This is a genomic window from Leucobacter sp. WKLB1 (assembly GCF_059696215.1).
Window position 1 is genome coordinate 802,339 of the sequence record NZ_AP046115.1, and the last position, 18,165, is coordinate 820,503.

Annotated in this window: 15 protein-coding genes; 12 read left to right on the top strand and 3 right to left on the bottom strand. The window is 66.7% G+C overall.

Going from position 1 to position 18,165, the window contains the following annotated elements; all coding sequences use genetic code 11:
- Window positions 1–11: 11 nt before the first annotated feature.
- Window positions 12–1,448, bottom strand: coding sequence for an O-antigen ligase family protein (locus tag ACZF5Y_RS03775; protein ID WP_497534496.1), 1,437 nt, complete (start codon window positions 1,446–1,448; stop codon window positions 12–14).
- Between the two features lie 71 nt (window positions 1,449–1,519).
- On the opposite strand from ACZF5Y_RS03775, the gene manA reads away from it, so the two are divergent.
- From manA to ACZF5Y_RS03800, 5 genes are all read left to right on the top strand, one after another.
- A complete protein-coding gene (manA, locus tag ACZF5Y_RS03780; protein ID WP_497534497.1) occupies window positions 1,520–2,857 on the top strand; it encodes a mannose-6-phosphate isomerase, class I in 1,338 nt (445 codons plus the stop codon).
- A gap of 84 nt (window positions 2,858–2,941) precedes the next feature.
- Window positions 2,942–3,418, top strand: coding sequence for a hypothetical protein (locus ACZF5Y_RS03785; protein ID WP_497534498.1), 477 nt, complete (start codon window positions 2,942–2,944; stop codon window positions 3,416–3,418).
- Window positions 3,418–4,356, top strand: a complete 939-nt coding sequence (locus ACZF5Y_RS03790; protein WP_497534499.1) for a bifunctional riboflavin kinase/FAD synthetase — start codon at window positions 3,418–3,420, stop codon at window positions 4,354–4,356. Before ACZF5Y_RS03785 ends, ACZF5Y_RS03790 begins: the two co-directional genes overlap by 1 nt.
- Before the next feature lie 186 nt (window positions 4,357–4,542).
- On the top strand, window positions 4,543–6,702 hold the full coding sequence (locus ACZF5Y_RS03795) for a DEAD/DEAH box helicase (RefSeq protein WP_497534500.1): 2,160 nt from the start codon (window positions 4,543–4,545) through the stop codon (window positions 6,700–6,702).
- A gap of 159 nt (window positions 6,703–6,861) precedes the next feature.
- The gene (locus ACZF5Y_RS03800; RefSeq protein WP_497534501.1) at window positions 6,862–7,899 is read left to right on the top strand and encodes a 6-phosphofructokinase; all 1,038 of its coding nucleotides are present in this window, start codon (window positions 6,862–6,864) and stop codon (window positions 7,897–7,899) included.
- Between the two features lie 27 nt (window positions 7,900–7,926).
- Here the strand turns inward: ACZF5Y_RS03800 and ACZF5Y_RS03805 are convergent, their stop codons facing one another.
- The gene (locus ACZF5Y_RS03805; protein ID WP_053386855.1) at window positions 7,927–8,202 is read right to left on the bottom strand and encodes a mycoredoxin; all 276 of its coding nucleotides are present in this window, start codon (window positions 8,200–8,202) and stop codon (window positions 7,927–7,929) included.
- A gap of 243 nt (window positions 8,203–8,445) precedes the next feature.
- Between ACZF5Y_RS03805 and ACZF5Y_RS03810 the strand changes: the two genes are divergently transcribed.
- From ACZF5Y_RS03810 to ilvA, 5 genes are read left to right on the top strand one after another with little or no spacing between them, the layout of a single operon-like run.
- The gene (locus ACZF5Y_RS03810; RefSeq protein ID WP_497534502.1) at window positions 8,446–9,795 is read left to right on the top strand and encodes an inorganic phosphate transporter; all 1,350 of its coding nucleotides are present in this window, start codon (window positions 8,446–8,448) and stop codon (window positions 9,793–9,795) included.
- Window positions 9,792–10,088, top strand: coding sequence for a hypothetical protein (locus ACZF5Y_RS03815; protein WP_497534503.1), 297 nt, complete (start codon window positions 9,792–9,794; stop codon window positions 10,086–10,088). Before ACZF5Y_RS03810 ends, ACZF5Y_RS03815 begins: the two co-directional genes overlap by 4 nt.
- A 48-nt stretch (window positions 10,089–10,136) precedes the next feature.
- Complete coding sequence (locus tag ACZF5Y_RS03820) at window positions 10,137–11,552, top strand: aldehyde dehydrogenase family protein (protein WP_497534504.1); 1,416 nt, start codon at window positions 10,137–10,139, stop codon at window positions 11,550–11,552.
- A 35-nt stretch (window positions 11,553–11,587) separates the two neighbouring features.
- Entirely contained in the window at window positions 11,588–12,796 is a 1,209-nt protein-coding gene (locus ACZF5Y_RS03825; RefSeq protein ID WP_497534505.1) for an AI-2E family transporter, read from the top strand.
- Window positions 12,793–14,034 carry a threonine ammonia-lyase gene (gene ilvA / locus ACZF5Y_RS03830; RefSeq protein ID WP_497534506.1) on the top strand — a complete coding sequence of 414 codons (1,242 nt, stop codon included), beginning with the start codon at window positions 12,793–12,795 and terminating at the stop codon, window positions 14,032–14,034. The genes ACZF5Y_RS03825 and ilvA overlap by 4 nt, the downstream gene beginning before the upstream one ends.
- 158 nt (window positions 14,035–14,192) lie before the next feature.
- Here the strand turns inward: ilvA and ACZF5Y_RS03835 are convergent, their stop codons facing one another.
- Window positions 14,193–14,795 carry a TetR/AcrR family transcriptional regulator gene (locus tag ACZF5Y_RS03835; RefSeq protein ID WP_497534507.1) on the bottom strand — a complete coding sequence of 201 codons (603 nt, stop codon included), beginning with the start codon at window positions 14,793–14,795 and terminating at the stop codon, window positions 14,193–14,195.
- A gap of 157 nt (window positions 14,796–14,952) precedes the next feature.
- Between ACZF5Y_RS03835 and ACZF5Y_RS03840 the strand changes: the two genes are divergently transcribed.
- The gene (locus ACZF5Y_RS03840; protein ID WP_497534508.1) at window positions 14,953–16,674 is read left to right on the top strand and encodes an amidohydrolase; all 1,722 of its coding nucleotides are present in this window, start codon (window positions 14,953–14,955) and stop codon (window positions 16,672–16,674) included.
- Between the two features lie 52 nt (window positions 16,675–16,726).
- Window positions 16,727–18,151, top strand: coding sequence for an APC family permease (locus ACZF5Y_RS03845; protein WP_497534509.1), 1,425 nt, complete (start codon window positions 16,727–16,729; stop codon window positions 18,149–18,151).
- Window positions 18,152–18,165 lie beyond the last annotated feature (14 nt).

The following is an 18,165-nucleotide window of genomic DNA, read 5'->3' on the forward strand; positions in this document are numbered from 1 at the left end:
GTGAAGGGTCGTCATCGCGTTGCCCGCTGTCGTGCTTGCGCAGCCTGCTCGCCACCCGGTGCTGCAGCCGCGCCGCGCGACACACCGATCGCGCCCGTGTCGTGCGTGATGGGCACGCGCCGCCACGGAATGAGCGTGGGTTCTGCCTCAAGCGACGGCAGGGCGAAGTCGAACCGCGACTTGACCGCGAGCAGCACGAGCAGCAGCCAGTTGCCCTCGATGAGCAATCGACTCTCGGTGAGCGACTGCACCAGCAGCGCGACGACGAGCAGGAACGGCCAGAGCGCGCTTGTTGCGTAGGGCAGCGGCGGGCCGTAACCACGACGCGGCGGATCGACCGCACGGAACCACACTCGCCACGTGGTCAGCACGATCAGCGGCGCGAACGCGAGCACCCCGACGATGCCGAGCTGGAACCAGACGTCGAGCCAGGCGTTGTGCGCACTCATGACCGAGATGCCGGCCTTGACATCGAGCGACTTGAAAGGTTCTGCCCAGGGCGCCCAGTAGCTCACCCAGCCCCAGCCGAACCAGGGCCGCTGATCCGCCAATTCGATGACCTTGTGCCACGTCTCGACCCGGCCGGTGAGGTCGCCGCTCTTGCCGAGCAGGCCGAAGACGAAGTCGCGGGCGAACAGCGCTGCCCCGATCGCGGCGGCGAGCAGCACGCCGCCGGTCACGTAGAGCGGTACGCGGCGCTCCGGGCCGAGGCGACGCGCCCACAGCGCCAGGGCGAGCGCGATGAGCACCGCCGCCAGAGCGACCCACACGGTGGCGGCGCGGGTGAGCAGAATGATGCCGAACGACACCACCACCCAGAACCAGCCCCAGACGGGGCGCACGAGGCCCGCTCGCAATTGAATGCCGAAGATGATGACGCCGAGTAGCGCGAGGAAGCCGAGCAGCACCGAGCTCGCAACGAGACCCTGAATCGGCCCACCGGCGAACAGCAGGTCGCGGCTCCAGTAGAGCAGTTTGGGGATTTTGCCGTCTGGCACGTCGATGAAGTTCTGCAGCAGCGGTTCGCGCACGATTACCGCGACGAACAGCTCGAAGACGAGCGAGAGCCCCAGCAGATAGCGCAGGGCCGTGCCGAGCGTGCGCAGCACTTCGTGCCACGACAGCACGAACGCGATCACCACGGCGAGGAGCGTGGTCGCCAACTGGGCGAGCACGCCGAGTACGCTCTCGACGCGGTACTGCGACCATGCGATGGAGAGGATCGCGAGACCGAGAAACCAGTACAGCGGTGCAGGCAACCGGTACCAGCGGAACCGATCGGGGCGCTCGCGCACGAAGATGACGATGCCCCAGACCACCAACGCAGCACCGAGCCCCAGAAAACCGGGCCAGTCGACCATGTTGCGCAGGCCGTTCGCGCCCAAAGTGAGGATGAACACGCAGATCGCGTACGCGCTCACTCCGAGTCTCGTCTTGCTCTCCGACATAGTCGGTATGGTAGTTCATGCTTCACGGGGGACCATGTGCAGCTGACGCCTGCGGGCAGCGGAGGAAAGACGTGCTGATCTTCATCGAGAACACCCCCAGGGCATACGACTGGGGTTCGACGGACGCGCTGCCGCAGATGCTCGGCACCGCCCCGACCGGCGAGCCGCAAGCGGAACTCTGGCTCGGTACGCATCCCGGCAGCCCGGCGCACGTCGCGAAAGCCACTCCAGTGCAGCACACGCTCATCGATCTGGTTGAGAGCGACCCTGAACGATATGGCGTCGACGGTGGGCCGCTCCCGTTCCTGCTGAAAGTGCTCGCTATCGGCGCTCCGCTCTCACTCCAGGTGCACCCGAATCAGCAGCAGGCGGCTGCGGGGTTCGCCGCCGAAGAAGCCGCGGGCGTTGCGCGCGACGCACGCCACCGCAACTATGGCGACCCGACCCACAAACCCGAGCTGCTGGTCGCGCTCGGGGAGGTCACGGCGCTCAGCGGGTTCCGCGATCTCGCGACGGCCAGGGAAGACCTGCTGCTGCTGGCCGCCGCGGCCCGCGAAGTCGGTCACGACGCTGGAGCCGCCGGGTTCGAGCGTGCAGCGTGCCGACTCGTCGGGCGCGATCCGCAGGCGCTGCGTCGAGAGTTTCTGACCTGGGTGTTCAGCGACGACCCCGCGATTCTCGATGCGCTGCGCTGCATCGACGAGGTGTTGGGCGCGGCGGAGCACGGCGAGGTGGATTTCTGGGTGCGCGCACTGGAAGACGGTGCGGTCGATCCGGATCGCCTCACCGCGCTGCGCTCGCTCGTCGCCGCGCATCCGGCAGACCCGGGGGTGCTGGTCTCGGTGCTGCTCCATCTCGTGCGTCTGAAGCCGGGCGAGGCAATCTACCTCGGCGCAGGTCAGCTGCACGCCTATCTCAGCGGGGTCGCGGTCGAGGTCATGGCGTCCTCCGACAACGTGCTGCGCGCGGGCCTGACGCGCAAACACGTCGACATCGTCGAGCTCTGCCGCATCGTCGACACCGACGAGCTCGACGATCCTCGCTTTCCCGCGGAACGGGTACGGCCAGGAGTGCTGGCCTGGCGTCCGCAGGTGCCCGAGTTCCAGTTGGTGCGCGTGCGCGTGCGGGATGCGGCGCTGGAGAGCGGCTCCGAAGCTTCGGTCGGCGAAGCGGCGACGGAAGTCGAACTGCCCGTGCTCTGCCCGGTCGTGCTGATCGTGACGGAAGGCACGGTACGCATCGAACGACCGGAAGCGCCACTCGCCGAGGTCGCTCGGGTACGCCGCGGTCAAAGCCTGTACGTCTCAGCGGGCGAGCCGATTCGAATCACTGGCAATGGCGAGGTGTTTCTCGCGAGTGTCGGAGCCGAAGTCACCGATCGCATCGCGAGCGAGCTCGCGGAGACCTGAGCGTTCGGCAGTGCCGGTATCCGTTCCCCGAAGCTTCGTGCGATGCGCACGAGCTCGGGTTCGGGGGCGAGTACACTGATCCGCGTGTCGAATGCCGAATCACGAGCCACCGCCTCACCCGCAACACCTGTCGAGAAGCGCGCCCAGCGCGCCGATCGTCTCGGTGGCCTGGGCCGTGTGCTCATCACGGTCTACATCGTGCTCGCGATCGCAGCGACATTCCGCTCGGTTTACCAGATCATCGCGAAGTTCGATGAGGCACCGCTCGCGTATTCGTTGTCGGCACTGTCGGGCGTCGTCTACATCGTCGCGACGATCGCACTGATCAAGCGCCGTGGCATCTGGCGCACGATCGCCTGGGCGGCGCTCATCTTCGAACTCGCCGGTGTGCTCGTCGTGGGCCTCCTGAGCGTGATCGAGCCGCAGCTCTTCGGCCACCCTTCTGTGTGGTCATTCTTCGGCAGCGGCTACGTCTTCATTCCGCTCGTGCTTCCGGTGCTTGGCCTGCTCTGGCTCCGCAGCTCGGGCAAGGCGGAACGCGCAGCAGCCGGGTCTGCGTGATGCAGATCATCGAATCGATCGACGCGATCGACCCCGCGGATTTTGCCGACGGGAGCTGTGTCGCAGTCGGCAAGTTCGACGGGTTGCATCTCGGGCACCAGGCGATCCTCGAGCGCATGCGCGTCGCCGCGACTGATGAGCAGACTCGCAGTGTCGCTTTCACGTTCGCGAACCACCCACTCGGGTTCTTGAACCCCGAGGCGTGCCCGCGCCCGCTGATGAGTCGTACCCAGCGACTCGAGGCCATCGCGGCACTCGGACTCGATGCGTGCGTCATGGTCGATTTCGACGCCGACTTCGCGTCGATTCCGGCGGAGACGTTCGTGGTCGATGTGCTCGTCGGCCGTCTCAATGCAAAGCACATCATCATGGGCGGGGACTTCCGTTTCGGGCATCGCGGAGCCGGTGATGGAGACCTCTTGCGTGCGTTGGGTGCGCAGCACGGGTTCGTCGCAGAGGTGCTTGATTTCGTGGAAGATGATGAGGCCGGGCAGGTGTCGTCGTCGCGCATTCGCACCGCCGTGCTCGCCGGAGACGTGGAGGCGGCAGCCCGCATGACCGGGCGGCCTGTCGCGGTGCGCGGCGAAATCGTGCACGGCGATGCCCGCGGTCGCGAGCTCGGGTTTCCGACCGCGAATCTCGGCGGTGCGCTCGAGGGTCTCGTGCCCGCCGACGGTGTCTACGCCGGGTGGGTCGTCATCGACGGGGAGGAGCGGGCGGCCGCGATCTCCGTCGGCAACAACCCGACCTTCACTCCCGATGAGGTCTCGCGCGTCGAGGCGTTCATTCTCGACTTCTCGGGCGACCTGTACGGGCGCGTCATGGAGGTGCGCTTCGCTCACCGTCTTCGCGGCATGGTGCGCTTCGACTCGCTCGACGCGCTCATCGAGCAGATGGATGACGACGTCGCGCGTGCGCGACAGTTGCTCGCCAACTGATTGCGAGCTTCGTATTCCGTCATCGTTTGGCCGAACGCAGCGAGGCGAATGCTAGAATCGTGAGCACGGTCGCGTTTTCTGCGGTTCGTGAGTCCCATGCCGCGCATGAGGTCAGGCTCCGAACCCGCGAGCGGCCCGCGACTCGGTACGCGTTCCGAGACTGCAACTCGCCGATCAGGAGATCCTTTGGCAACCACCACTGCCACGCGCCAGTCCCAGCAAAAGGGCGGCGCTCAGCGCGGTCAGTCGCGCTCGAACGGCCGCCGCAAGCACACGCACAACGAGGGCATCATTCCGCTGCTCGCGCGTGCCGTGCGCGAGGTCGAATCGTCGGCGCAACGGGGCAAGGCCACCCCGGCGAACCGCACCAAGTTTCACGTCATCGCCCTGCTCATGCGCGAAGAGCGCGCCCGGGTGAAGACCGATGATCAGGTCAGCGACTCGGAGCGCGCAGAGACGCTCAAGCGTCTGGACGGCGTGGCGGCGATCCTCGCCAAGACCGCTGCCCGAGACACCAGCCTCATCACGCTGCTCGAACCGACCGCAGCGATCACGGAGGCCACTCGACTTCTGAAGCGCAAGATGCTCGGACAAGCTGGCATCGAGCTTCCCGAAGAAGAGAAGGCGGCACCCGAACCCGCGCGAGCGATTGTGCCGCCCGAGCTCGCGGAGCGCCAGGTCGAGCCCGCGGGCATCGAGGCCCGCATGCTCGCGAACCCGTTCCTGTCACCCGACCTCGCCCCGCCGAAGCAGCCGACCCCGGTCGTGCGCCTCGCGAACTGGGAGTTGCTCGGTCCGCTGCTCAAGTCGTTCGAGCAGGGCGGTGGCGGGTCGGCGTGCATGGATCTTCCGGCGCCACCGGTGCCGGATCGCCTCGCCCCCGCCGGGCGCGAACTCATGCCGCACCAGGCCCGCTTCCTCGCCGGTGTGCGCGACGGGCACCGCAGCTTCCTGCTCGCCGATGAGCCGGGCCTCGGCAAGACTGCGCAGTCCGTGCTCGCGGCGTCGGTTGCCGACGCCTACCCGCTGCTCGTCGTCGTGCCCAACGTCGTGAAGATGAACTGGGCGCGCGAGGTCGAGCGGTGGACGCCGCAGCGTCGAGTCACGGTCATCCATGGCGACGGACAGAACATCGATGCCTTCGCCGATGTGTTCGTCGTGAACTACGACATCCTTGATCGCCACCTGAGCTGGATCTCAGACTTCGGATTCAAGGGCATGGTCGTCGATGAGGCGCACATGATCAAGAACGTGCAGTCGCAGCGCTCGCGCAACGTGCTCGCCATCTCTGAGCGCATCCGTGAACGCACCCCGGGCGTCTCGCCCCTGCTGATCGCGCTGACGGGCACACCGCTCATCAACGACATCGATGATTTCCGCGCGATCTGGCGTTTCCTCGGGTGGACCGAGAGCGACAAGCCGGGCTCCGACCTGATGGCGCGTCTCGAGAACAACGGATGGACGCCGGCAGACCAGTCGTTCTACCGTGAAGCGCGCCAGAGCGTGATCGATATGGGCATCGTGCGTCGCCGCAAGATCGACGTCGCCGCCGACCTGCCCGCGAAGCGCGTCGTCGATCTGCCCGTCGAACTCGATGACGACCTCGGCCGCGGCATCCGCGAGGCCGAGGCCCAGCTCGCGAAGAAACTGCTCGACCGCTTCCGTGTCGTGAAGCGCGGCAAGCTCGGCGAGAAGCTCGATGACACCGCGATCATTCGTATGGTCGCCGCGCAAGAGCTGGAGGAGTCGAACTCGTCGGCAGACGGGCTCAACGTCTTCACCATGGTGCGCCAGATCGGCCAGGCGAAGGCTGCGCTCGCCGCGGACTATGCGGCGCAGCTCGCGCGATCGGTCGGCAAGGTCGTCTTCTTCGCGAAGCACATCGATGTCATGGATCGTGTCGAGCGACAGCTCGCAGAGGCCGGGCTCAAGACGGTCTCCATCCGCGGAGATCAGACCGCGGCGTTCCGCCAGGAGCAGATCGATGCATTCAACCAGAACCCCGAGATCTCTGTGGCGGTCTGCTCGTTGACCGCCGCCGGCGTGGGCGTGAACCTGCAGGCATCCTCGAACGTGGTGCTTGCTGAGCTCAGCTGGACCGATGCCGAGCAGACGCAGGCGATCGACCGTGTGCACCGTATCGGCCAAGACGAGCCGGTCACCGCGTGGCGCATCGTCGCCGCGCAGACCATCGACGCGAAGATCGCCGAGCTCATCGACGGCAAGGCCGGGCTCGCCGCTCGTGCACTCGACGGAGCCGCGGCTCCGGCGGAGGACGTCGACTCGGTGCAGCTGCAGGCCTTGATTGGTGTGCTGACGAAGGCCGTCGAGCAGTCAGGGGAGTAACGCTGCAGCGGGTCGAGGTGTTCGGTTCTCTGGCCGCATGCGTCTCCATTTTGGCTCGAACGTGAACATGCGCGAGGATCCTGCCAGCTAAGCTGGACTTCGGGCACCGTGGCACGCGTCTGCCCGAAAGTGTTCGCGCGTCGAAAGATGAGGTGTCGCATGCGTATCGGAGTGTTGTGTTCAGGCGGAGATAGCCCCGGGATGAACGCGGCCATCCGTGGAGCAGTGCTCCGCGGGGTCGAGGTCCACGGCTTCGACATGGTCGGCTTCATGGACGGCTGGCGCGGCTTCCACGAAGGCGATCTGGTGCCGCTCGACCGTGCGGCGGTGCGTGGCATCTCACCGTTGGGTGGAGTGATCCTCGGCACGAGTCGCGTGCAGCCCTTCCTCTCGGGGCGGGGTGACGAAGCCGACATTCAGGCGATTCGGGATCGCGTTGCCGAGTACGGCATTGACGCCTTCTTGCTCATCGGCGGCAATGGAACCCAGACCGTCGCGCAGTTGCTCACCGAACACGGTATCCCCGCGATCGGCCTGCCCAAGACCATCGATAACGATCTCGGTGGCACTGATTTCACCTTCGGCTTCGATACCGCGGTGTCGATTGCGTCGGAGGCTATCGACCGTCTGCGCACCACGGGCGAATCGCACCGCCGCTGCATGGTGCTCGAAGTGATGGGCCGCGATGTCGGTTGGATAGCCCTGCACGCCGGTATGGCGGGAGGTGCGCAGGTCACACTGATTCCCGAATTCCCCGAATCGATCGAGCAGATCAGCGAGTGGGTGCTCAGCGTGCGCGACCGCGGACGATCATCTCTGGTGGTTGTCGCGGAGGGGTTCCGGCTCGCGGGTGAAGCGGAGCAGACGACGCGCCAGGGGCTCGACGGCTTCGGGCGCCCCCGGCTCGGCGGGATCGCCGAGGTGCTCGCGCCGCTCATCGAGCAGCACACCGGCATCGAGACTCGCGCAACCGTGCTCGGGCACGTGCAGCGCGGCGGATCGCCGACGGCGTTTGACCGCGTGCTCGCGACGCGCACCGGTATCGCTGCGGCCGACGCCGCGGAGGCAGGGCAGTGGGGCACCATGGCGGGGCTGCGCGGCGATCGCATCGAAATGGTGCCGCTCGCCGAGGCAGTCGGGCACCTGAAGACCGTGTCAGATGCCCGGTACGAAGAGGCGCGACTCAACTTCGGGTGAGCCGAACACCGCCTCGGGTGGAGCGGGTCAGGCGTTCAGGCGATCCTGCACGTCTTTCAGTGACGGGTTCGTCGCGGTGGACCCGTCAGGGAACACGAGCGTCGGTACGACCGCATTGCCGCCGTTGACCGACTTGACGAGTTCTTCGGTGCCGGGCGTCTCCTCGATATCGACGACGGTGTAGCCGATACCCGTCTTGTCGAGCATGAGCTTTAGACGCTTGCAGTACCCGCACCAGACGGTGGAGAACATCGTGACGGTGCCCGACTCGGGCGTGAAATCGGTGAGTGCTGCGGTGCTCATGTGGTCCTCTCGATCGACCCCACCAGCGTACTCCGGGTGGCTGTGCGGCAGCAGGTCTCGACCTCAAGGTGAACGACAGGTGAACTCATCGGCTCAGCTTGACCTGCCGTGAGCCAGATGTAACCATGATGTACGGCGCTTGCGCAGTGACTCTCGAGCCTCACGGAAACGTGAATACGAGGTGACTTCGCCGGTGTGTACCGGAAGGCCCGACAGGGTCCCGCTCCCGAACGAAAGACGCCGGTGGAACTCACCCTCATCGTGCTGCTGGTCATCGTACTGGCCCTCTTCTTCGACTTCACGAACGGTTTCCATGACACCGCGAACGCGATGGCGACGCCCATCGCGACCGGTGCGCTGAAGCCGAAGACCGCGGTGCTCCTCGCCGCGATTCTCAACCTCGTGGGCGCGTTCCTCTCGACCGAGGTCGCCAAGACGATCTCGGGTGGGCTCATCAACGAGGGTGGTGATGGCGTACTCATTACGCCTGAGCTGATCTTCGCGGGTCTCATCGGCGCGGTTGTCTGGAACCTCGTCACCTGGCTCTACGGTCTCCCGTCAAGCTCGTCGCACGCGCTCTTCGGCGGCCTCATCGGTGCAGCGATCGTCGGTGCCGGCGTCGCAGCGATTAACGGCGGCGTCTTCCTGTCGAAGATTCTGATCCCGATGGTCGCGGCCCCGCTCACCGCCGGCATCGTTGCGTTCACCGCGACGAAGGTGGCGTACGCGATCACCAAGCGCAACGACGGCAAGAAAGACGGCCGCGGTCGATTCCGCTACGCCCAGATCGCGTCGTCGTCACTCATCGCGCTCGCGCACGGTACGAATGACGCGCAGAAGACGATGGGTGTCATTACCCTCACGCTCGTCGCCGCCAACCTGCAAGACCCGGGCACCGGCCCGCATCTCTGGGTCGTCGTGGCCTGCGCGCTCGCGATTGCGCTCGGCACGTACTCCGGCGGCTGGCGCATCATTCGTACGCTCGGTGCAGGTCTGACCCAGGTGAAGCCCGCGCAAGGGTTCGCCGCTGAGACGAGCACCGCAGCCACCATTCTGGCGTCAAGCCACCTCGGCTTCGCACTCTCGACGACGCAGGTCGCATCGGGCTCCGTCATCGGTTCGGGTCTGGGTCGCCGCGGGTCAAGTGTGCGCTGGCGCACCGTTGGGCGCATCGCCTCGGGGTGGCTCTTCACCCTTCCCGCGTCGGGCGCCGTCGGCGCGATCGCCGCGGCCATCGCGCACACCGGGTTCGTCGGCGTCATCATCGACGCCGTGCTCGGGTTCGCCTTCATCCTCTTCATCTTCTGGCGTTCGAGCCGCAACAAGGTCGATCACGGCAACGCGATTCCGGTGCCAGACGTCGCGGAATCGGGCTATGCCGTGCGCATTCGCAAGGGCAAGGTCAAGCAGGTCAAGACTGAGACCGGCACGATGCCGCCCCTGACGTCGGTTGCCCAGGCGGCCGTGCTCGATGACATCGCTGCGAAAGAGGCGGCACGAGAAGCCGAGAGGCTCGCGCGCGAGGCCGCCCGAGCGGAGCGTTCGGCGCAGTCACAGGTGGCTGACGCGAAGGAATCGGAGGGCGAACGATGATCGACTGGATGGCATTTCTGATCGTCTTCGGCGCCGCGCTCTTCGCTGCGGTGTTCGTGGTCGCGCTGTACTCGCTCGGCCTTCGCTTCCTGGCCACCCCGGCACCCCCGGCGCGACTTGCAGACGGCACGTTCGAGCCAAACGGCCCCTCGCGCGACGATGAAGACGACGACGTCGACGACATCGGCCGCCCGCGGTGGGCGACGATCGCGGCGAACGTCTGCTTCGGTCTCTCAGTGGTCGTGGTGCTGATCGGCATCTTCCTCATCATTCCGGCGCTGCACTTCTGGTGACCCCCTGACCTTGCGCGCGCACTGAGACGCGGTGCGTAAGGTGGCCGTATGAACGGCACGACGCTCGAGCGGATTCCTGACATCGCCGCAGGCCTGCGGCATTCTTTTGCGGCGGGAGTGACCAGACCCGAGACCTGGCGCCGCGAGCAACTGCGGCGACTCAGAGACGCACTCGCCAATCGTGCCGACGAGTTCGAGGCGGCGTTACACGCCGATCTCGGCAAATCGGGTACCGAGTCGCAGTTGACCGAAATCGGTTTCGTGATCGCCGAGATCGATTACGCCCTTCGGCATCTGCGTCAGTGGATGCGGGCGCGTCGCATGCGCGTGCCGCTCGCGGTGCAGCCGGCCGCTGCCCGGGTCATTGCGGAGCCCCTCGGCGTCGTGCTCGTGATCGCACCGTGGAATTACCCGCTCATGCTTGCGCTCTCACCGGTCATCGGTGCGCTGGCTGCGGGCAATGCCGTTGTGATCAAGCCCAGCGAGCTGGCCCCCGCGACGTCGGCGCTGATCGGTCGTCTGGTGCCCGAGGTACTCGACCGGCGCGCCGTCGCGGTGATTGAGGGCGGTGTACCCGAGACAACGGCGCTGCTCGCCGAGCGATTCGATCACCTGTTCTACACAGGCAACGGGCGAGTGGGCCGCATCATCGCGCACGCGGCGGCGGATCACCTCACCCCGGTCACCCTCGAACTCGGAGGCAAGTCTCCGGTCTACATCGATACGACGACTTCGCTGGCGGATGCGGCTCGCCGCATCGCCTGGGGCAAGTTCATGAACGCGGGCCAGACGTGCGTCGCACCCGACTACGTGCTCGGAACGCCGACGGTGCTCGCAGCGCTGCAGCGACACCTCGTCGATGCGATCCACGAACTGTATGGCAGCGCGGTCCACGCGAACCCCGACTACGGGCGGATCGTGAACGACGCGCAGTTCGCACGCCTGGTCGGGTATCTGGGCGACGGGACAGTGGTGACCGGGGGCGAACATGATGCCGCGACGCGCTACCTCGCTCCGACGGTGCTCGCGGATGTCGATCGGGGGGCACCGGTCATGAGTGACGAGATCTTCGGGCCGATCCTGCCGCTCGTGCCCATGACAAGTCTCGACGACGCGATCGCGTTCGTGAACACCCGGGACAAGCCACTCGCCGCCTACGTCTTCAGTGGGGACGCCACGGTTCGGCGGAAATGGGAACGCGAGACCAGTTCGGGCGCGCTTGGATTCGACGTGCCGGCTCTGCACCTCGTTGTCCCCGACTTGCCGTTCGGCGGAGTCGGGGAGAGTGGGAGCGGTGCCTACCACGGTGAGCGATCGTTCCGATTGTTCAGCCACGAGAAGGCGGTGCTCGCGAAGCCGCTCGCACCCGACACTCTCGCGTCGACGATCATGCCGCCGTACACCGCCGGCAAAGATGCGTTCGCTCGACGGTGGCTCGGCAAACTGCTCGATCGCAGCGTATAAGCGGTTTCGAATCTGCCCGTCGCTAGGATTGGCCTGTGGAAGAGCGCAGAAGCACCGCCGCTGAGAGCGGCGTGGAAGTCGAGGGCACAAACGCTGCCCACGAATTGCCGCTGGGGGTGAGAGTCGCCGCGGCGTGGTCGTGGCGACTGCTGCTGATCGGCATCGCCTTCGCCAGTTTCCTCTGGCTGGTGGTGCAGGTGCGCATCATTGTGATTCCGCTGCTGATCGCGATTCTGCTCACGGCGCTGCTCGCCCCGATCGTGCACTGGTTCGAGCGTCAGAAACTGCCGCGGTGGCTTGGCGTCGTCTTCGCCCTGGCAATCTTCGGAGCCTTCGTCTGGGTGCTGCTCACCCTGATCATCACGCAACTGCGCGACGGGCTCGGCGATGTCGCAAACCGCTCTGAGCAGGTGTGGTGGGAGATGCTGCGCTGGGCCGAGGCAACGTTCGGTATCTCGGCGAAAGAGATCGGCGGGTTCACCGATCAGCTCTTGAAGACCATCGAGGGGCACCAATCAGAGCTGTGGAACGGTGCGCTGGGGGTCGCCACCTCCGCAGGCCAGTTCGTCACCGGGCTGCTCCTCACCATCTTCTCGTTGATCTTCATGCTCATCGACGGTCGACGCATCTGGAATTGGGTGCTCGGCTTCCTGCCGGCCCGCGCACACGCTCCGGTCGACGCCGCGGGCCGTGCCGGCTGGGTCTCGGTGGGGCAGTACGTGCGCGTGCAGATCTTCGTCGCATTCGTCGACGCGGTCGGCATCGGCGTGGGGGCTGCAGTGCTCGGTGTTCCGCTCGCGATTCCGATCGCCATTCTCGTCTTCCTGGGCTCGTTCATTCCGTTCCTCGGTGCCATCAGCACCGGCCTCCTCGCGGCCTTCGTTGCGCTCGTGTACAACGGGCCGGTGAACGCGCTGATCATGCTCGGCGTGGTGATCCTCGTCAACCAGATCGAAGGCCATGTGCTGCAGCCGCTCGTCATGGGCAGCGCAGTGCGCGTGCACCCGCTCGGCGTCGTGCTTGCGGTGTCCACCGGCGCACTGGTTGCGGGCATTCCCGGTGCGCTGTTCGCGGTACCGCTGGCTGCAGCCGCCAACTCGATCGTCAACACTCTGGTGAAGCGACAGTGGGAGGCCGGAACCGACCCGGTGGCCGAATACCATCGCAACGATCACGCGCACCAAGAAGCCCGGCAACGGGCCCGCAGCATTGCCAAACTGCGTCGCAAGGGAGGACGTCCATGACCGAGCAGAAGCCGGCACCGGTACTCGCAGATTTCGAGCGTGCGCTCGAGAATGTGCATCAGGTTACGCAGCACACGCCGCTTGAGACGTCGCGGTACCTCGCCGAGATTCTCGGCGTGCCGGTGTACATGAAGTGCGAGAATCTGCAGCGCACGGGCGCCTACAAACTGCGCGGAGCGTACAATCGCCTCACACAGCTGACAGACGACGAGCGCGCCCGTGGCGTCGTTGCGGCCTCGGCAGGCAATCATGCGCAGGGTGTGGCGTTCGCAGCGCGCGAACTCGGCATCAAGGCGACGATCTTCACCCCGCTCGGGGTCGCGCTGCCCAAGTTGCAAGCCACGCGCGGCTATGGTGCAGAGGTTGTGCTCGAGGGTTTGACGTTCCACGAGACGAATGCCGCTGCGCAGCGTTTCGTCGAAGAAACGGGCGCGACGTTCATTCCGCCGTTCGACCATGAGGCGGTGATCGAGGGGCAGGGTACGGTCGCGCTCGAGATCCTCGATGAGGCGCCCGAAGTCGAGACGATCGTGGTGCCGGTCGGCGGAGGCGGGCTGATCTCAGGCGTCGCCGTCGCGGCAAAGCTTCGCGCTCAGCGCGATGGGCGACCCATGCGCATCATCGGCGTGCAGTCGGAGAACGCGTCGCCGTTCGTCGCCTCACTCGACGCGGGTGAACCGGTCACCATCACGACGAAGCCGACGATCGCCGACGGCATCGCCGTCGCGCGTCCGGGCGCCCGCAATTTCGAGCTCGTGCGCGAGTTCGTCGATGAGGTTGTGACCGTCAGCGATGACGACATCGCGCGGGCCATCGTGATGCTGCTCGAGCGGGCGAAACTCGTCGTCGAGCCCGCAGGAGCGGCCGGTGTGGCCGCGATGCTCGCGGGCAAGGCGAACGTGAGCGGGCCGACGGCGGTGATTCTGTCGGGCGGAAATATCGATCCGCTGCTGCTGCAGCGCGTCATCGGTCACGGCCTCGCGGCGTCTGCTCGGTACATGAAGCTGCGCATCCTGCTCCCCGATGTGCCGGGTCAGCTCGTGCGCACCGCGTCGATCGTCGCCGAAAACAACGCGAACGTCGTCGAGGTGATTCATACCCGCCACGCGACCGAGTTGCCGATCAGTGAGGTCGAGCTGGAGCTGCACATCGAGACCCGTGGGCACGATCACGGCGAGGTCGTCGCGCAGGCGCTGCGCGACGCCGGCTACACCGTGCGGGTGGGCGAGCGCTACTAAGAGCGACACGCGCAGCGTGGCGCCGTAGCGCTCGCTGCCGCCCACGGCGGCAGCCTACGGAGCGAAGCGCGGGGTGGAGCGCTACTAAGAGCGCCACGCACAGCGTGGCGCCGTAGCGCTCGGTGCCGCCCACGGCGGCAGCCGACGGGCACTCGCGCTCAGGCGACCGGCAGCGGCGCTCCCGCTTGCTGGGCGTAGATCGCGATCGCGGCGCGCGCGTCGGCGACCGTGATGCTGCCGCCGCCCGTGATGTGCAGGCCGTAGGCGTCTTCGAGTGCCACGAAGTTCATGGCGACGATTTCGAGCGGGCCGGTGAGATCGAAGTCTCCGCCGGCGACGCCTTCCGTGAGAATGTCGCGGTACAGTTCGAGCTGCTCCCGGTACAGCTGCTGCACGAGCTCGTCGTGCAGGTGCGATTTGCCGCCGAGCACGTCGAACTCGTAGAGCAGGCTCATGAGGGCGTCGTCGGGCCCGGTCGGCAGCCCCGCGGTGATCGCGACGTCGAGCTTCGCTGGCGCGCCCGTCTGCTGCGCGACCAGTGCGACGCGCTCCGAGCCGACGCGCGCGAGACCGGCGGCGTGGGCTTCGACGAGGATCGCCTCGAGGTCGTCGTAGTAGTACAGCAGGGCGCCGCGCGTGACGCCGGCCTGGTTCGCGACGTCGGTCAATGAGAGGCTGCGGAGCCCGTGCTCGGCGGCAGCAGCGAGTGCGGCGTCGACGACCTCTTTGCGGCGCTGCTGCTGGGTGCTCGGTCGTGCCATGCCTGCCAGTATGCCAGGGAGCGGGGGATCCGGCGCACGGCACCGGAGCGCAGCATGTCGAGCACAGCTTCGTTATTTGACATCTGAGTAAATTAATTTACTCTTAAGTCAAAGAACTCGCCGGGGAGGCCGGCGAGCCGAGCGCGCAGGAGCAGACATGGCCGTCGACACCCTCTTCACCGGTGGAAGAATCCGCACTTTCGACCCCGCACAGCCGTGGGCCGAGGCCCTCGGGGTGACGGGCGATCGCATCAGCTACGTGGGGTCGGCCGCCGACGCGCCCGCCGCTCGCCGCACGGTGCAGCTTGAGGGGCGCCTGCTCACGCCGGGCGTCGCCGACACCCACAACCACCTGCTGCTCGGCTTCGACGACCTCGCGGTCAGCCTCGACCAGGTGCAGAGCCTCGACATCGTGCGATCCCGCATCGCCGCCTTCGCCGAGACGCACCCCGAGCTCGACTGGATCTGCGCCGAGAACGCCCTCTACTCCGTCGTAGAGGGGCGCCGCCCGCGCGCCGACGACCTCGTGGGCGTCACCGACAAGCCGGTGTTCATCACGACCTACGACCAGCACTCGGTATGGCTCAACCGCCCGGCGCTCGCGAAGCTCGGAATTCTGCAGGGTGCCGACATCGCCTGGGGCAATCCCGAGATCGACGACGTCACGGGTGAACCCACCGGGTGGGTCACCGACTTCTACACGAGCGCGATGACCATCGACGGGCTCGCCGAGCTGCAGCGCGACATTCCGATGTACTCGCCCGACCGGCGCTACCGTAAGATCACGAACAGCCTGGAGATGGCCGCGCGATCCGGCATCACCACCGTCGTCGAACCACAGGTGCCGCTCGCCGAGCTCGACCTCTTCGCCCGCGCCGAGCGCGAGGGCAAGCTCACGAGCCGCACCATTGCCGCGATCTACCATCCGGTCGGCGCCGACGGCGACTTCCGCGCGCGTATCACCGACGCGATCCGCGAGACGCCGCAGCACGAGCGCTTCCGGCTCGGCCCGGTGAAGCTGTACGCCGACGACGTCATCGAACCGCACACCGCGGCGATGCTCGAGGACTACGCGAACCGGCCCGGGCATCGCGGCCACCCGAGCCTCGAGCCGACCGAGTTCACGAAACTGTTCGTCGAACTCGACCGTCTCGGCTACCAGGTGCACACGCACGCGACGGGGGACTGGGGCATTCGTCTCACGCTCGACTCGATCGAGGCGGCGCAACGGGCCAACCGACGCAGTGACACGCGCCACGGCATCGTGCACGTCGAGTGCCTGGCCCCGGAGGACCTCACGCGTTTCGCCGACCTCGGCGTCGTCGCCGCGATGCAGCCCCGCCACGCTTCGCCCGATCTCGTCGCCGGCACCTGGATGGACAACGTGGGCGAGGCCCGGTGGGATCGCGCCTGGCGTTTCAAGTCGATGATCGAGTCGGGCGCGCGCGTCACATTCTCGAGCGACTGGCAGGTGGGCGAGATGGATCCGCTGATCGGTCTCTACAGCGCCATGACCCGAGCCCGCCTCGACGGCGGCGACGCCTGGACCCTCGACGAGCGGCTCGACCTCGACCGCGCACTTCGCGCGTACACGCTGGGCGGCGCCGAGGCGTTCCATCGCGAGGACGCGTTCGGCGTGCTCAAGGTCGGCGCGCTCGCCGACGTCGTCGCGTGGTCGGGAGACCTCTACGCGATGGAGCCCGCCGAACTGCTCGAGCACCGCGCCGAGCTCACGGTCGTCGGGGGCGCCGCGATCCACGACGTGCGCGGCGAGCTCGACGGCGTCGCGGCCGCGGCGCGAGTGCAGGATCCGGCCGGCGCCAGCCAGGTCTGCGCCGAACCCGCCGACGACCACCACTGTCACGCGCACGCGCACTGACCGCGAGCGCGCTCGCGAATACTGAACCCCTGACGAAAACCGAGGACCCCTGATGTCGACGTTGCCATCGCACTCCGCAGTCGCCGCCGGTGACGACCAGATCGCCCACGCGATCACCGGAACTCCGAGCACTGAACCCGGCGGGCTCAAACGCACCCTGAAGCTGCGCCACCTGGTGTTCATCGGGCTCGCGTACATGGCGCCGCTCGCGGTCTTCGACATGTTCGGGATCGTGGCGGACGTGACCGGCGGGCACGTGCCGCTCGCGTACCTCGTCGTCATGATCGCGGTGCTCTTCACCGCCTTCAGCTACTCGCGGATGGTGCGCTTCTTCCCGATCGCCGGGTCGGCGTACACGTACACGAAAGAGGCGATCAACGCCCACCTCGGGTTCTTGGTCGGCTGGGTGGCGACGCTCGACTACCTGCTGCTGCCGATGATCAACGCGATTCTCTCGGCGATCTACATGACCGCGGTGATTCCCGGGGTGCCGTTCTGGGTGTGGGTGCTGCTCACCGTTGCGATCTGCACCGTGCTGAACCTGGTTGGCGTGAAATTGGCGGCGAGCATGAACGTGATCCTCGTCGGCATCCAGCTCGTCGTCGCGGTCGTCTTCGTCGTGCTCACGGTCATCAACATCGTGAACGGCGCGAACGGTTCGGAGTTCACGGCGCGGCCGTTCATCTCGAGCGATGTGCAGGGTGCGGCAATCGCCGCGGGGGCGGCGATCCTCGCGCTCTCGTTCCTCGGATTCGATGCGGTGTCGACGCTCGCCGAAGAGGCGGAGCGGCCCGAGCGCGACATTCCGCGCGCGATCTTCATCATCATCGCCGTCGCGGGGGCTTTCTTCATCACCGTGACCTACGTGATGCAGACGCTCTTCCCTGACGTCACCCAGCTCGCGGACATCGTCGGCGCCTCACCCGAGATCGCGAAGTACATCGGCGGGGCGGCGTTCCAAGCCATCTTCGTCGGCGGCTACATGATGGCCGTGCTCGGCTGCGGCATCACCCAGCAGATGAGCGCCGCGCGTCTGCTGTACGCGATGGGTCGCGACGGCGCGCTTCCGAAGCGACTGTTCGGTCGGGTGAACCCGCGCACGGGCGCGCCGGTCGCGAACGTGCTGCTCGTCGCCGCTGTCGCGCTCACCGCGCTCTTCGTCGACCTCGATCAGGCGGCCTCGATGATCAACTTCGGCGCGTTCATCGCCTTCACCTTCGTGAACCTGTCGGTGATCTTCGTGTTCTTCCGCTTCTTGCATCGGCGCACGGCGGGGTCGTGGGTAACGTTCGTCGCGATCCCGGCGATCGGTGTGGCGATCAACGTCTGGCTGTGGCTCAGCCTCGATGCCATCTCCATGCTCATCGGCGGCATCTGGCTGGCGCTCGGCGTCACGTACCTGCTGATCTCCACGCGCGGGTTGCGCCGGGCCGCACCCGATTTGACCGGGCCGGTCAACATCGCGATGTACGAGTAGCGAGGGTTGTCGAG

Excerpts from the sequence above, each read along its gene's own strand:
- ACZF5Y_RS03775 (WP_497534496.1), bottom strand. The coding sequence starts at position 1,448 with ATGTCGGAGAGCAAGACGAGACTCGGAGTGAGCGCGTACGCGATCTGC.
- ACZF5Y_RS03790 (WP_497534499.1), top strand. The coding sequence starts at position 3,418 with ATGCAGATCATCGAATCGATCGACGCGATCGACCCCGCGGATTTTGCC.
- ACZF5Y_RS03800 (WP_497534501.1), top strand. The coding sequence starts at position 6,862 with ATGCGTATCGGAGTGTTGTGTTCAGGCGGAGATAGCCCCGGGATGAAC.
- ACZF5Y_RS03805 (WP_053386855.1), bottom strand. The coding sequence starts at position 8,202 with ATGAGCACCGCAGCACTCACCGATTTCACGCCCGAGTCGGGCACCGTC.
- ACZF5Y_RS03815 (WP_497534503.1), top strand. The coding sequence starts at position 9,792 with ATGATCGACTGGATGGCATTTCTGATCGTCTTCGGCGCCGCGCTCTTC.
- ACZF5Y_RS03820 (WP_497534504.1), top strand. The coding sequence starts at position 10,137 with ATGAACGGCACGACGCTCGAGCGGATTCCTGACATCGCCGCAGGCCTG.
- ilvA (WP_497534506.1), top strand. The coding sequence starts at position 12,793 with ATGACCGAGCAGAAGCCGGCACCGGTACTCGCAGATTTCGAGCGTGCG.
- ACZF5Y_RS03835 (WP_497534507.1), bottom strand. The coding sequence starts at position 14,795 with ATGGCACGACCGAGCACCCAGCAGCAGCGCCGCAAAGAGGTCGTCGAC.
- ACZF5Y_RS03840 (WP_497534508.1), top strand. The coding sequence starts at position 14,953 with ATGGCCGTCGACACCCTCTTCACCGGTGGAAGAATCCGCACTTTCGAC.
- ACZF5Y_RS03845 (WP_497534509.1), top strand. The coding sequence starts at position 16,727 with ATGTCGACGTTGCCATCGCACTCCGCAGTCGCCGCCGGTGACGACCAG.